Here is a 14,647-nt window from a genome sequence, read left to right as displayed (position 1 = left end):
CACGTAACACTCCTACCGCCCAAGCCGACACAGCTGTAACCACGGGACTACGATGCGGACGATCTTCCCGAACGGACCGACCACATCCGTTCGGAGTTTCGGAGATCTGTTTCTGACATGCCGCCACATGTCGTGCCGCTGAGGGATGTACGGGGACTCCGCCGGGCACGCCATACCTCCGGAAGCAGTTGAGAACAGCGATGCGCAGCACGCCCGCCCGGCCCGGCCGTGGACTCCAGCCCAATGTCCTCGGTACGTTCAACACGATCGTGATGGCGGTCGCGGGCAGCGCCCCCGCCTATTCGCTGGCCGCCACCAGTGCCGTGCTCGTCGGTACGGTCGGTCTCGGCGCGCCCGCCGCCCTGCTGTACTGCGCGATACCGATGCTCGGCATCGCCCTCGCCTACCGGCAGCTCGGCCGGATCGACGTCAACGCGGGCGCCGGCTACTCCTGGGTCGGCAGGACCCTGCACCCGTTCCTCGGTTTCCTCAGCGGCTGGGCGCTGGTCGTCGCGGCGACCCTGTTCATGGTCGCCGGATCGCTGCCCGCGGGAACGATGACGCTGACCGTCATCGACTCGCGCTTCGCCGACAACACGACACTCGCCACCCTCATCGGGGCGGGCTGGTTCCTGCTGATGCTGCTCGTCGTGCTCGGCGGTGCCCGGCTCAGTGCCCGAACGCAGCTGCTCATCTCCGGGGTCGAGCTGGCGATCCTGCTGCTCTTCGCGGTCGTCGCGCTGGTCCGCGGCTCCTCGGGCACCGGGGCCGGTGCCGCACATGCCTTCGAATGGTCCTGGCTCGGCTTCGGGCACTTCGACGGGGTCTCCGGCTTCGCCTCCGGCGCGCTGATCGCCGCGTTCTACTACTGGGGCTGGGACGTCACCGGCAACCTCAGCGAGGAGACCCGCGACAGCCGCCGCACCGCGGGGCTGGCCGGGATCATCGGCGTGCTCACCGTCTTCGCGCTCGTCGAAGTGTTCGCGATCGCGGTGAACGTGATCCTCTCCGTCGACGACATCCAGCGGCACAGCGCCAACGTACTGACCGTGCTCGGGGAGAAGGTGTGGCCCGGCGTCGGCGGAAAACTTCTGGTGGTGGCGGTGATGCTGTCCACCGTCGCGACCCTGCAGACCACGCTCATCCAGGTCACGCGCTCCCTGTTCGCGATGGGCCGCGACCGCACGATGCCCGCCGCGTTCGGCCGGGTGCACCGCCGCTGGAACACGCCGTGGGTGGCTGTCGCAGCCGTGGGCGGGGTCGCCCTCGTCCTGATCCTCGCCTCGCTCGCCCTCGGCCGCGTGCAACGGATCCTGGGGGTGGCCGTGCAGGCCATCGGGCTGCAGATCGCCGTGTACTACGGGCTCGCGGGGCTGGCCGCCGTCGTCGCGTACCGCAAACTGCTCCTCCGCTCGGTCCCGGACTTCGTCCTCGGCGGGCTCTGGCCGCTGACCGGCTCGCTCTTCATGTTCTGGATCTTCTTCGAGGCGCTCGGCGACTTCAGCAGAACGGCGCTCGCGCTCGGCCTCGGCGGTCTCGCCGTGGGTGTCGTCCCGATGCTCTGGTACCGGCGGCGCGGCAGCTCGTACTACCGTCCGGCGAAACTCGATGCCTCACGGACCGTGCAGGCCGAGGATTCGTCCGGTTACACCGATTCCGCCACGATCGTCACCGACTTCTGACCCCCGGCCCCTCCCCCCACCAGCCCCGAGAGGAGACGACCCTCCGAACATGGCTGTACGCCGACGCCGCACCCCCCCACCCGTGCGCTTCGACCCGGATTTCGGCGACCGGTCGCTCACCGCGGCCCGCCAGGACATCGTCATCGGCCGCTGGCAGGGCGTACGCGATCTGCTGCAGGCCACCGGCAACGCGTGGGCCCTGCGCACCCACCGGACCCGGCTGCTCGCCCACGCCGCCGCGGGCAGCTCCACCGTGGAGACCTGGCTCGCCGCCGAACCGAAGAACGCCGACGCGCACGTGCTGAAGGCGGCGACCGACGTCGTCCGGCTCTTCGGGCGGGCCGTCATGGCGGGCCGCGGCATCACCGTCGACCAGGACCGGGTGGACCGGGTCGTCCGGTGCTGCCTGCGGGCCGCCGAGGCCTGCCCGTCCGACCCGATGCCGTGGGCGTCACTGCTGACCGTGGCGCGGCTGTACGAGGACGGGGCCCGGTGCCGGATCACGCAGTGGTGGGACGAACTGCTGCGCCGCGACCCCCACCACATGGAGGGGCACACACAGCTGCTGCGCTACTACTCGGCGCGCTGGCACGGCACCCACGGCACCATGTACGACTTCGCGCGCGACGCGGCGGGCGCGGCGCCGCCCGGTTCGTCGCTACCGGTGCTGGTACAGATCGCCAGGGTCGAGGAGTACCGGTACGTCTCCGATGCCACGCACGGGCGGCCCGTCGTGGCGCCGCGCACCGGGCAGCAGCACTGGGACCACGAGCTTGCGGTGACCGAGGTGCGCCGCACCTGGGAGCGGTGGCTCGGGACGCGCGCGGCGGGGCCGGTGCCCCCGGAGGAGGTCGGCGAGCTGAACTACCTCGCGCACGCGGCCTGTTACGCGGGGCGGCCCGCGGAGGCCGCGGACGCGTTCCGGCTGCTGGACGGCCGGGCGGTGCGGGTGCCGTGGTCCTACACCGGGGACGCGGAGGCGCAGTTCACGCGGTGGCGCCGCCAGGTCGCCACCGCGTGAACGCTTGCGCCGGTGGGGCTCAGACGCCGATGTCGCGGCCGTCCTTGCGCCAGACGGCGACGACCGACGGGCGCACGATCCTGCCCGGACCGTCCGGCCAGCTGCTCGCCGGCTTCTCGACGGACGCGCCGTCGATCTCGCCCGGGTGCTGCACCGCGACGAGCACGCGGCGGTCCTGGACCACCGGACCGCAGGTCTCGGCGCCGCTCGGCACGGTCAGGAACTGCTTGAGCTCACCACGCCGCTCGCCCTGGGTGGCGACCCCGAACAGGCCGTCGTGCGAGCCGAGCTGATTGCCGTCCGTGGAGATCCACAGGTTGCCGTGCGGGTCGAACGCCACGTTGTCCGGGCAGGAGATGGGGCTGACCTTCTCCTTGGGGAAGCCGGAGAAGTACGTCGCCGGGTCGTTCGGGTCACCCGCGACGAGGAACAGCCGCCAGGCGAACCCGTCGCCCGCCGGATCGTCCCCGTACTCCGCGAGCTCCAGGATCTGGCCGTGCTTGTTCAGGTTGCGCGGGTTCGCCTCGTCGGCGCCCGCCTTGCCCGGCTTGCCGCGGTCGGTGTTGTTCGTCAGCACGACATAGACCCGGCCGGTGCGCGGCGACGGCTCGACGTCCTCGGGGCGGTCCATCTTCGTGGCGCCGACCTTGTCACCGGCCAGCCGCGTGAAGACGTACACCTCCTCGGCGGTCATCCCGGGCACGTGGGAGGTGTTGCCCGTCGCCAGTGGGATCCAGACGCCACTGCCGTCGAACTCACCGTCGGAGGGAAGCTTCCCGGTGCCGTCGAACTCGGCGGCCGGGGAGTCGCCGGTCAGCCTGGCGACGTACAGAGTCCCCTCGTCCAGGAGGGTGAGGTTGTGCTCGCGGGCGGCCCGCGAGTTCCCCTTCTTCATCTTCTTCGACGATACGAACTTGTAGAAGTAGTCGAAGCGTTCGTCGTCGCCCATGTAGACGACCGGCCGGCCGTCGGCGGTCAGGCGGGGCTGTGCGGCCTCGTGCTTGAAGCGGCCGAGCGCGGTGCGCTTGCGCGGCGTCGCGTCCGGGTCGTACGGGTCGAGCTCGACGACCCAGCCGAAGCGGTGCGCCTCGTTCGGCTCCTGCGCCAGGTCGAACCGCTTGTCGAAACGCTCCCACTTGCGCTCGGTGGCACCGGCCGCGATGCCGTACCGCTTGTCGGTGTCGCTGGAGCCGTTGGCGAAGTACTGGTTGAAGTTCTCCTCGCCGTGCAGCGTGGTGCCCCACGGGGTCGTGCCGCCCGCACAGTTGTTGAGCGTGCCGAGCACCTTGCGGCCGGTGCTGTCGGCGGACGTACGGAGCAGGGGGCTGCCCGCGGCCGGGCCGGTGACCTTGAACTCACTGGTCGCGGTGAGGCGGCGGTTCAGCGGGTGGCGGCTGACCGGCGCCAGCTTGCCGGTGCGGCTCTCGTCCTGGACGACGACTACGGACAGTCCGTGCGCGGCCCAGGCGATCTCGACCTGCTCGCGGGTCGGGTTGGCCGGATCGTAGCCATGGAACATGAGGTTCTCGTCCGTGTACTCATGGTTGGCGACCAGGACCTGGCGGCCGTGCTCACCGCGGAGCGGGAGCAGGGAGAGGAAGTCGTTGTTATAACCGAACTGGCCCGCCTGCGCCTTCGCGGACTGCTTGTCCGGGTCGAAGGCGGGCGCACCGCGCAGAATCGGATCGCCCCAGCGGATCACGACGTTCTGGCCGTAGCCGTCCGGGACGGTGACCTTGTCGTCCTTGTTCGGCGCGACGGGCGCGAAGCGCAGGCCACGGGCGCCTGAGGCGGCGGGAGTCGTCGGCCTGTCCGGCGTGTGCCCGTGGCCCGCGAGCGCGGCTGCCTCGGCCTGCGGCGCGGCCGGGCCGGCCAGAACGGTCGTCCCGGCGGCCGCGGCAACGGTCACCACGGCTGCGGCACGCATCATCGAACGGCGCGAAAGGGCACCGGCGATGACATCGCCGACGTATTCGTTGTCGCTGGTGTTCGGAATCTCCTGGAAGCAGGCGTCGCCACAGCGGTAGCGGCAGGTCAGCGCAGAGCGCCCGCCCGGGTGCGAGCTGATGAGCGGCAGCAGGTTGCCCACGTGATTTCCCTCCAAATGCGTGTCTCGCGTGACGGTAGGTACGCAGTCACGCGGTACGAGGGACTCCGCATGAACGGGGAGTGAAGTCAGGGCCACCGCTGCCCGTTTGACACGGGCGCGGGCCGCACCAACGAACGGCCGGATCCGGCCGCTAACCTTACGTATCCGCCCTGGCCAGGGATAAATTCCCGCAGTACGGACATTCATCGCACCCAACTCATGCGAAAGGCCTCGCCCATGGGCATTCGGAGCTTGCTGCGCAAGGTGTTCGGCCGCGACCGTGCGGAGCAGGACGAACCGACGACGGCCACGGTCCCGCCCCAGACGGAGCGCACCGGGCCGACGGAGTCGGAGCCCGTCGCGGTGACGGTGACGGCGGACGAGACGGTGGCGGCATCCACCCCGCCCGCCAAGGCCTCGGTGCCCGCTCCCGCCTCGCGCCGGCACACCTCGACCGAGAGCGGACTGGCGGCGGACCTGGTGGCGGAGGCCTTCGATAAGGCATCGGCCCCCACCCCGAAGTCCACCCCCACCGTCCCGGCCCAGGGCTCGGCCCCTGAGCCGGCCGCGGCCCCGGTGGCGCCGGTCGCGGAGGCGATCGCTGCGGAGCCGGAAGCGGAGCCGGTCACTGCGGTGCCCGAGGCCGAGGCGGAACCGGTCGCCGCCGAGGCCGAGGCCGAAGTCGAGCCGGTCGCCACCGTGACCGAGCCGGTCGCCGCCGAGGTCGAAGTCGAAATCGAGCCGGTCGCCACCGTGACCGAGCCGGTCGCCGCCGAGGCCGAGCCGGGGGACGCCGCAGAGGTCGAGCCGGTCGCCGCCGAAGTTGAGCCGGAGGCTGCTGCCGAGGCTGCGGTGGAGCCGGAAGCGGAGGCGGTCACTACGGTGCCCGAGGCCGAGCCGGTCGCCGCCAAGGTCGAGCCGGTCGCCGCCGAGGCCCAGGTTGAGGCCGAGCCTGCCGCAGTCGAGGCCCAGGTTGAGGCCGAGCCTGCCGCAGTCGAGGACGAGGCCGCACAGGTCGCCGCCGAGGCTGAGCCGGTCGCTGCCAAGGGCGAGGACGAGGCCACCCAGGCCGCCGCCGAGGCCGAGCCGGTCGCCCCCGAGGCCCAGGTTGAGCCCGAGCCTGCCGCAGCCGAGGCTGAGCCCGAGGCCGAGCCGGTCGCCGTGGCCGCTGCGCCGGAGACCTCGGCCGAGCCCGAGCCGACCGCGCCGGAGACCTCGGCCGAGCCGGAGACGGTCGTCGTGGCGGCCGTGGCCGAGCCGGAGACGCCGGTCGAGAGCGAGCCGACCGCTCCCGCCTCCGTACCCGAGCCCGCACCGGTTGCCGCCGCGGTCGACCCCGAGCCCGCACCGGAACCGGTCGCAGAGGCCCCCGTCACCGACGCGCCCGCCGAGGCCCCCGCACCCGCCACCGACGAGCCCACCCCCGCCCTCCCCCTCGCCCGGGTCTCGTCCAGTGCGCCCGCGCTCGCCGAGCCGTACAAGGCTGCCCAGGCCGCGCTGGAGGCGCACGGGCTGACCGGCCTCCGCGCCACCGTCTATCTGGTGCTCGACCGTTCCGGCTCCATGCGGCCGTTCTACAAGGACGGCAGCGCCCAGCACCTGGGCGACCGCACGCTCGCACTCGCCGCGCACCTGGACGAGAACGCGACCGTGCCCGTCGTCTTCTTCTCGACCGACATCGACGGCACCGGCACGGTCGATCTCACCGCTCACGAGGGCCGGATCGACGAGCTGCACGCGGGGCTCGGCCGCCTGGGCCGTACCAGCTACCACCGCGCCGTCGAGGAGGTCGTCGCGCACTACGAGAAGTCGGAGGCCACCGGCCCCGCCCTGGTGATCTTCCAGACGGACGGCCCGCCGGACACCAAGCAGCCCGCCAAGCAGGCGCTCGTCGAGGCCGCGCGGCTGCCGCTGTTCTTCCAGTTCGTCGCGTTCGGCGAGGAGGACGCGAAGGGCTTCGACTTCCTGCGGAAGCTGGACGCCCCGAACGCCGCGTTCTTCCACGCGGGCCCCGCCCCGCGCGAGGTGCCGGACGCCACGCTCTACCAGGAGCTGATCGCCGCGCTCCCCGCCTGGCTCGCCGCCCGCGAGACCGCCGCCGACAAGGGCTGACCAGGCAGTTCGACCGGCAGACGTACGGTCACGGCGAGCCCGCCCCCGGGGCGCGGCGCCGCCGTGACCGTACCGTCGTGCGCCATCGCTATGGAACGCACGATCGAAAGACCGAGTCCGGAGCCCGGCCCCATCCGGTCGCGGCCCTCGCCCCGCCGGAACGGCTCGAAGAACCCCGGGATGTCCGCCTCCGCCACCACCGGCCCGGTGTTGCTCACCTCCAGGACCCCCTCACCGGCCCCGCCCCGCGCGAGGGACACCTCCACCGTCCCGTCCGGCACGTTGTACGTCACCGCGTTGGCCAGCAGGTTGGCCACCAGCTGGGCCAGCAGCAGCCGGTTCCCCCGTACCCCGCACGGCTGCGCGGAGACCCGCACACCCGGATACCGGGCCGCCTCCTCCGCCACCACCTGCGCGAGATCGACCGTGTCCCGCTCGCCCGCCGCGAGCCCCCGCTCGCTGCGCGCCAGCACCAGCAGACCCTCGATGAGCCGCTCGCTGCGCCGGTTGTTGTCGAGGAGCGTCTCCCGGGTCCGTACAAGATCCTCAGGGGTCGGGTCGTCCAGTCCGATCTGGATCGCGGCCCGCTGGGTGGCCAGCGGTGTCCGCAGCTCGTGCGAGGCGTTGGCGATGAACCGCCGCTGGCTGTCGAAGGCCTTCTGCAGCCGGGCCAGCAGCGCGTCCAGCGTGTCGCCGAGCTCCTTCAGCTCGTCGTCGGGTCCGCTCGACGCGATCCGTTCGTGCAGCGTGTGCTCGGAGAGGCGGCGCGCCTTCGCGGTCATCGCGTGGACGGGCCGCAGCACCCGCCCCGCGGTCCACCAGCCCACCCCGACCGCGCACGCCGTCATCACGAGCAGCGCGGCCGCGGACCAGATCAGCAGCTGGTGGCCGGCCGCGTCGCTGACATGGTCGGTGAGGTCGTAGACGGTGGGCGGGCCGAGGCTCCGCCGGGTGATGAGCGGACCGTTCACCGCGTAACCCGGCTGAATGACGGCGGCGGTGGCGGCGATCGCGCGGGCCTGAGAGTCCGTACCGGCGCGGGAGGCAAGGTTGACGGTGGCGAGCAGCGCGGTCCCGAGGACCAGGAACACCCCGCCGTACACGAGCGCGATCCGCGTCCGGATCGTGGCGTGCCGGACGGCCCACGGTCGCTTCACAGGGCGTACCCCACGCCCTGCACCGTACGGATCAGGGCGGGCTCCCCGAGCTTCCCGCGCAGCTTGCTCATGCAGACGCGGACGGCGCCGGTGAACGGGTCGGCGTTGGCGTCCCAGGCGCGCTCCAGGAGCTCCTCCGCGCTGACCGTCCCGCCGTCCGCCTCCAGCAGCAGCTGCAGCACGGTGAACTCCTTCGGCGAGAGGTCCAGGTCCCGGCCGTCGCGGGACGCGGTGCGCCGTACGGAATCGAGCCGCACGCCGTGCCGCTGCAGCTGCGGCGGCACGGACCGGGCACTGCGCCGCCGCAGCGCCCGTACCCGCGACACCAGCTCCGGGAACTCGAAGGGCTTGCCCAGATAGTCGTCCGCGCCGAGGTCGAGACCCGAGACGCGGTCCTCCATGGAACCGGCAGCGGTGAGCATCAGGATCCGGGTGCGCGAGCCGGAGGCGACGAGTCCGCGCGCCACGTCGTCACCGTGCACCCGGGGCAGATCACGGTCGAGCACGACGACGTCGTAGTCGTGGAGCCCCAGGTAGGCGACGGCCGCGTCCCCGCTGTAGACGGTGTCGACGGCGAACCCCGCCCGCCGCAGACCGGTGGCGACGAGTTCCGCAAGGATCTCCTCGTCCTCGGCGACCAGTACCCGCATCGTGATGTCCCCTGCCTCGTACATGCGTGTCCACTCCCTCCCAGGATGGGACATTGCTACCGGAAGGCATGTTTCGCAAAGGTCTCCACCGACCGGGCGCCCGTTATCGGTGTGAGTGGATCACCCTCGGGCCGTTAGGATTTCGACCATGGCGGCCACTGGATCCGAGAAGCAGGGGGCGACGGCGTACTACGTCTCGACCCCCATTTACTACGTCAACGACGCTCCTCACCTGGGCCACGCCTACACGACCGTCGCAGGCGACGTGCTCTCCCGCTGGCACCGCCAGCGCGGCGAGAAGGTGTGGTACCTCACCGGCACGGACGAGCACGGTCAGAAGATCATGCGCACTGCCGAGGCGAACAACGTCACCCCGCAGGAATGGTGCGACAAGCTCGTCGAGGAGGCCTGGAAGCCCCTCTGGGAGCACCTGAACATCGCGAACGACGACTTCATCCGGACGACGGAGAAGCGGCACACCGACCGGGTGCAGGAGTTCGTGCAGGACCTGTACGACAAGGACGAGATCTACAAGGGCGGGTACGAAGGCCCGTACTGCGTGGGCTGCGAGGAGTACAAGCTCCCCGGCGACCTCATCGAGGCGGAGGACGGCACGAAACTGTGCGCGGTCCACAAGAAGCCGGTGGAGATCCTCAAGGAGGAGAACTACTTCTTCAAGCTGAGCGAGTACGGTCCGAGGCTGCTGGAGTTCTACGCGAACAACCCCGGCTTCATCCAGCCCGAGTCCGCCCGCAACGAGGTCGTGAACTTCGTCAGGCAGGGCCTGCAGGACCTGTCGATCTCGCGCTCGACCTTCGACTGGGGCGTCCCGGTGCCGTGGGACGAGAAGCACGTCATCTACGTGTGGGTCGACGCGCTGCTCAACTACGCGACGGCGGTCGGCTACGGCGCCAACCAGGAGAAGTTCGACGAGACGTTCCCGGCCAATGTGCACCTGGTCGGCAAGGACATCCTCCGCTTCCACGCCGTCATCTGGCCCGCGATGCTGATGGCGCAGGGTCTGCCGCTGCCCGGCAGGGTCGCGGCAAACGGCTGGCTGATGGTCGGCGGCGAGAAGATGTCGAAGTCGAACCTGACCGGCATCAAGCCGCAGGACCTGACCTCGCACTTCGGTGTGGACGCGTACCGCTGGTACTTCCTGCGGGCGATCGCGTTCGGCAGCGACGGCTCGTTCTCCTGGGAGGACTTCACCGCCCGCTACACCTCCGAGCTCGCCAACGACTACGGCAACCTCGCCTCGCGCGTCGCCGCCATGGTCGGCAAGTACTTCGGCGGGGCGCTGCCGGAGGCCACGGCCGCCGGTGAGGCCGAGAAGGCCGTCCAGGAGGGCCTCGCGAAGGCCGCCGCCACGGCCGACCGGAAGATCGGCGAGGAGCTGGACTTCCAGGCCGGCATCCTGGCGATCTTCGACTTCGTGAAGCAGGTCAACGGCTACATCACGGAGCAGGAGCCGTGGAAGGTCGCCAAGGACGAGTCCCCCGAGGGCCGGGCCCGCCTCGCGACGATCCTGTACACGGCCGCCGAGGCACTGCGCGGTGTCGCGGTCCTGCTGAACCCGGTGATGCCGGAGACCTCGCAGAAGCTGTGGGAGTCCCTCGGCGCCGAGGCGTCCCTGGGCGCTCTGCCCGACCAGCTCGTGCAGGACGCGGGCGACTGGGGCCGGCTGCCGGCGGGCGCGACGGTGACGAAGGGTGCGGTGCTGTTCCCGCGCCTGGAGGAGAAGCCCGCGTAGGTCTCGCGACGCAGCAGAGGGGCCCGGACCGGTGACGGTGCGGGCCCCTCGCGCATGCGGGCTCCTCGGGTGCCTGAGGTCATCAGCGGGCCAGGGCCGCAGCGTCGCCCATCACGACCACCGGCACCTTGGCCGGGTCGAGGGCGCGCAGCAGTTCCCTCATCCGGTCAGCGGGGAGCGAGATGCAGCCCTGGGTCGGTCCGCCGTGGTCGACATGGAGCCAGATGCCGCCGCCCCGCTCCTCGCCGAGCGGGCGGGTCGGGTCCAGCGGGGAGGCGCCGGGAATGCGGTTGTAGTCGATGGCGATGACGTAGTCGAAGGACCCCTCCAGGGAGTCCCCCTGGAACCCTTCTCCGCTGACGTTGAAGAGCGGGTTCCGCTCGTACGGGAACGCGGTGCCCGGGGCGGCGAGCAGACCGCCCGCGGCCGTCAGCCCGTAGACCCCGATGGGGGTCCGGAGGTCACCCGCCCGGTGCTCGTCGGTCCAGCCCTTCAGGGCGTTGTGGGCGGGCCACGGGCCCAGGGCCGGCTGCCAGCCCGCCATGGAGTCCTCGCGGGTGTAGAGGACGGCGGTGGCCAGGCTGGAGTCGGGTGAGTCCCCGGTGACGACCAGCGCCTGCAGGGAATCGGCCGGAATCGCCGACCTGATCCCCGGCCCCAGCAACTGGATCTCGCGAGGACGCGTGGGGGCGGCCGGTCCACGGGCGGCGGCAACCGGGCCCGCCGCACCGGAGGTACTGGGGGATGCGGGGGCGCGGGAGCCGTCGCTGGAGACAGCGGCGGGTGCGGTGCCTGAGGCACCGCACCCGGTCAACACGAGGAACAGTGCGGCGCAGACGGCGTACGGCGGACGTCTGCACCTGCGTGGACGTGACACACGTTCGGGCACGGGGGCTCTCCTAGGGGGCGGTATCGAAGGCGGCGGAGGCGAGTCCCCGCGCCAAAGTCCCCGAGCCAGTCTTTGCCGACTCCGATCCCGATTAATCAGACAAAGCGGCCATCCGGCCGCACCCGATCAGGTTGTCTCTGTCGCCGCGGGCGTGTCCCGCTGTTGAGATGCCGCCGCACAGGCACGGAAGGGTCCGGAACCGTGCCCTGTCGAGCCGGTTCCGGGTCCTTCCACTCCGCGGAGGAACGGAGAGTCAGAGGTCTGTGCCGTCGTGCGTCTCGTCCGGGTCCACACCCATCGTGATCGAGCCGACAACGCCACGCGCCATGTGGTTCTTGCGGTACGAGAGCTTCATCAGCCCGCCCGTGACACCGCTCTGGTCGTAGATCGTGTCCTCGGTGAGGGTCGTACGCGTGGTCGTGCTGGTCGAGTACGGCGCGACCTTCGCCGAGTCGAGCACCGCGGACTCCGCGAAGAAGAACTGACCGGTGTGACAGGTGCGCCCGCCCTCGTACCCGGCGTCGGTCATCTTGCCGCCGACGTGGACCTTGGTGTGGATGTGCACACAGCGGCCCTGGTACCAGCCCGGGAAGATCGTCTTGAACTCCACGTACCCGTGCTTGTCGGTGAGCTGGGTGCCCCGCAGGTAGCGCTTGTCGTCGGTGGGCTCCGAGTGCCCGCCGCCACCGCCACCGGGACCTCCGGACGGGGGCGTGCCGGTCGGGGCGTCAGTGGGAACGCCGGTCGGGGCATCCGTCGGAGCGCCGCTCGGCGGGGTGCCGCCCCCGCCGGGGCCGCCCGAGCTCATGGACTCGTAACCGGAGTAGAGGCCCAGCGCATCGCAGTGCCAGATGTCGACGGCCGCGTGCTTCAGCGGCTTACAGGTGTCCGAGTCGATCACCTTGAGACGGAGGGTCATCGGGATGCCCTCCTTGTCCTCGGTGATGTCCTTCCTGATCTTGTCGGCGTCGATGTAGTACGGCCCCTCGGTGGTCTCCGAGGTCAGGCGGTAGCACTCCTCGCCCTGCCCGCCGGCGGACTTCTTCCCGGTGCCGCTGCTCGTGGTCTCGTCGGCCGAGGCGCTGGCGACGACGCCCGCCCCGACACCGGCGGCGATGATGGCCGCACCACCGGCGAGGACCGCCCGGCGACGCGTCATGTCCTTCTTGTGTGCAGGTCCCTGAGTCTCTGTCATGGAGAGTGAGGCTAGGCAGGGGAGCTGGCAGGGGCGTGTGTGTGAGCTGTGCGTTGCTGTGCAGGACGGTCCACCAGGGGCAGAACGTGAAACAGCCCCCGGCCGGTGGCCGGGGGCTGTTTCACGTGGAACGGAAGCGGTCCTCGGTGGTCCGGGACCGGTCTACTTCTCGGTCTTGTCCTTCGCCGCCGCGACCGGCTTGCGCAGCTGGATGTTCAGCTCACGCAGACGACCCTCGTCCAGCTCGGTGGGCGCGCCCATCATCAGGTCCTGCGCGTTGCCGTTGAGCGGGAAGGCGATCGTCTCGCGGATGTTCGGCTCGTCGGCCAGCAGCATCACGATGCGGTCGACGCCGGGGGCGATGCCACCGTGCGGCGGGGCGCCGAGACGGAACGCGCGGAGCATGCCCGCGAACTCGTGCTCGACGGTCTCGCGGTCGTAACCGGCGATCTCGAACGCCTTGAGCATCAGCTCGGGCTCGTGGTTACGGATGGCGCCGGAGGACAGCTCGATGCCGTTGCAGACGATGTCGTACTGCCAGGCGAGGATGTCCAGCGGGTCCTTCGCCTCCAGGTCCTCCAGGCCGCCCTGGGGCATGGAGAACGGGTTGTGCGAGAAGTCGATCTTGCCGGTCTCCTCGTCCTTCTCGTACATCGGGAAGTCGACGATCCAGCAGAACCGGAAGACGCCCTCCTCGAAGTGGCCGGCGCGCTTGGCGGCCTCGACGCGGACGGCCGACATGATCTTGGAAACCTCGTCGAACTCACCGGCGCCGAAGAAGACGGCGTGGCCCGGAACGAGCGACAGGCGCTCGGTGAGGGTCTTGATGTCCGCCTCGGTGAGGAACTTGGCGATCGGACCGGCGAGGGTGCCGTCCTCGCCGACGCGGACCCAGGCGAGACCCTTGGCACCGTGCTCGACGGCGTACTCACCCAGACCGTCGAAGAACTTGCGGGACTGGCCCGCGGTGTCCGGCACCGGAAGGGCGCGGACGTGCTTGCCGGCGAACGCCTTGAACTCCGAGTCCGCGAAGACGTCGGAGATGTCGACGAGCTCCAGCTTGGCGCGCAGGTCCGGCTTGTCGTTGCCGTACTTCAGCATCGACTCGCGGAACGGGATCCGCGGGAACGGCGACGTGACGTGGCGGCCGTTGCCGAACTCCTCGAAGAGCTCGGTCATCAGCTTCTCGATCGGCTGGAAGACGTCCTCCTGCTCGACGAACGACATCTCGACGTCGAGCTGGTAGAACTCGCCGGGGGAGCGGTCGGCGCGGGCGTCCTCGTCGCGGAAGCACGGCGCGATCTGGAAGTAGCGGTCGAAGCCGGAGATCATCAGCAGCTGCTTGAACTGCTGCGGGGCCTGCGGCAGCGCGTAGAACTTGCCGGGGTTCAGCCGGGACGGGACGACGAAGTCACGGGCGCCCTCGGGGGAGGTCGCGGTGAGGATCGGGGTCGCCATCTCGTTGAAGCCGAGGGCCACCATCTTCGAGCGGATCGAGGCGATGACGGCGGAGCGCAGCATGATGTTGCGGTGCATGCGCTCGCGGCGCAGGTCGAGGAAGCGGTACTCCAGGCGCCGCTCCTCGTTGACCCCGTCCTCGGTGTTGATCGTGAAGGGCAGCGGGGCAGCCTCGCCGAGCACCTCGACCTCGGCGACCTCGATCTCGATCTCGCCGGTCGGGAGCTCCGGGTTGACGTTGTCGGCGCCGCGCGCGGAGACCTTGCCGTCGATCCGGACGACGGTCTCCTTGGTGAGCTTCGACAGGGCTTCGTTGCCGGGCGTGCCGGGGCGGGCGACGAGCTGCACCAGACCGTAGTGGTCGCGCAGATCGATGAAGAGGATGCCGCCCAGGTCTCGGCGATTGTGCAGCCAGCCGCTCAGCCGGACGTCGGTGCCGACGTCAGAGGCGCGGAGCTCGCCGCAGGTGTGGGACCTGTACCGATGCATCGTCGTTCATCCAGTCTTCGCGGTTGGGGTGGATTCAGCCTCCCCAGGCTACCGCCCAAGCCCGCACCACTTCATTGCCATAACCCCAGGCAAGATCATCCGGCGTGGTCGGGCGCTGCGCGGGAGCCCGCCGGCGGCCGTCCTCGGTGGCG

Annotated in this window: 10 protein-coding genes; 4 read left to right on the top strand and 6 right to left on the bottom strand. The window is 70.7% G+C overall.

The genetic code is table 11. The features are described from left to right. Positions 1-200 precede the first annotated feature (200 nt). Both OG972_RS21665 and OG972_RS21660 read left to right on the top strand, forming a co-directional pair. Positions 201-1,682 carry an APC family permease gene (locus tag OG972_RS21665; protein WP_266983900.1) on the top strand — a complete coding sequence of 494 codons (1,482 nt, stop codon included), beginning with the start codon at positions 201-203 and terminating at the stop codon, positions 1,680-1,682. A gap of 49 nt (positions 1,683-1,731) precedes the next feature. Further along, positions 1,732-2,703 (top strand): hypothetical protein, encoded by a 972-nt coding sequence (locus OG972_RS21660; protein ID WP_266983898.1) that lies wholly within the window; start codon positions 1,732-1,734, stop codon positions 2,701-2,703. Between the two features lie 19 nt (positions 2,704-2,722). Here the strand turns inward: OG972_RS21660 and OG972_RS21655 are convergent, their stop codons facing one another. Continuing rightward, on the bottom strand, positions 2,723-4,792 hold the full coding sequence (locus OG972_RS21655) for a PhoX family phosphatase (protein ID WP_266983896.1): 2,070 nt from the start codon (positions 4,790-4,792) through the stop codon (positions 2,723-2,725). Positions 4,793-5,029: 237 nt separating this feature from the next. Between OG972_RS21655 and OG972_RS21650 the strand changes: the two genes are divergently transcribed. Further along, complete coding sequence (locus OG972_RS21650; RefSeq protein WP_266983894.1) at positions 5,030-6,904, top strand: VWA domain-containing protein; 1,875 nt, start codon at positions 5,030-5,032, stop codon at positions 6,902-6,904. Here OG972_RS21650 and OG972_RS21645 read toward each other — a convergent pair. Continuing rightward, a complete protein-coding gene (locus OG972_RS21645; RefSeq protein WP_266983892.1) occupies positions 6,835-8,061 on the bottom strand; it encodes a cell wall metabolism sensor histidine kinase WalK in 1,227 nt (408 codons plus the stop codon). The genes OG972_RS21650 and OG972_RS21645 overlap by 70 nt on opposite strands. Further along, on the bottom strand, positions 8,058-8,711 hold the full coding sequence (locus tag OG972_RS21640; RefSeq protein WP_266990642.1) for a response regulator transcription factor: 654 nt from the start codon (positions 8,709-8,711) through the stop codon (positions 8,058-8,060). Before OG972_RS21640 ends, OG972_RS21645 begins: the two co-directional genes overlap by 4 nt. Before the next feature lie 148 nt (positions 8,712-8,859). Between OG972_RS21640 and metG the strand changes: the two genes are divergently transcribed. Continuing rightward, complete coding sequence (gene metG / locus OG972_RS21635) at positions 8,860-10,464, top strand: methionine--tRNA ligase (protein ID WP_266983890.1); 1,605 nt, start codon at positions 8,860-8,862, stop codon at positions 10,462-10,464. An 82-nt stretch (positions 10,465-10,546) separates the two neighbouring features. On the opposite strand, the gene OG972_RS21630 is transcribed toward metG, so the two are convergent. The 3 genes from OG972_RS21630 to aspS all read right to left on the bottom strand — a co-directional run bounded on the left by OG972_RS21630 (position 10,547) and on the right by aspS (position 14,495). Then, the gene (locus OG972_RS21630; protein WP_266990640.1) at positions 10,547-11,281 is read right to left on the bottom strand and encodes a L,D-transpeptidase family protein; all 735 of its coding nucleotides are present in this window, start codon (positions 11,279-11,281) and stop codon (positions 10,547-10,549) included. Between the two features lie 325 nt (positions 11,282-11,606). Beyond that, positions 11,607-12,548, bottom strand: a complete 942-nt coding sequence (locus tag OG972_RS21625; RefSeq protein ID WP_266983889.1) for an intradiol ring-cleavage dioxygenase — start codon at positions 12,546-12,548, stop codon at positions 11,607-11,609. A 162-nt stretch (positions 12,549-12,710) separates the two neighbouring features. Next, positions 12,711-14,495 carry an aspartate--tRNA ligase gene (gene aspS, locus OG972_RS21620; RefSeq protein WP_266983887.1) on the bottom strand — a complete coding sequence of 595 codons (1,785 nt, stop codon included), beginning with the start codon at positions 14,493-14,495 and terminating at the stop codon, positions 12,711-12,713. Positions 14,496-14,647: the final 152 nt, after the last annotated feature.

It is taken from the genome of Streptomyces sp. NBC_01669, from assembly GCF_026339735.1.
Classification (GTDB): domain Bacteria; phylum Actinomycetota; class Actinomycetes; order Streptomycetales; family Streptomycetaceae; genus Streptomyces; species Streptomyces yanii.
Note: the sequence above shows the minus strand (reverse complement) of the source record. Positions and strands in the feature narration are given on the sequence as shown.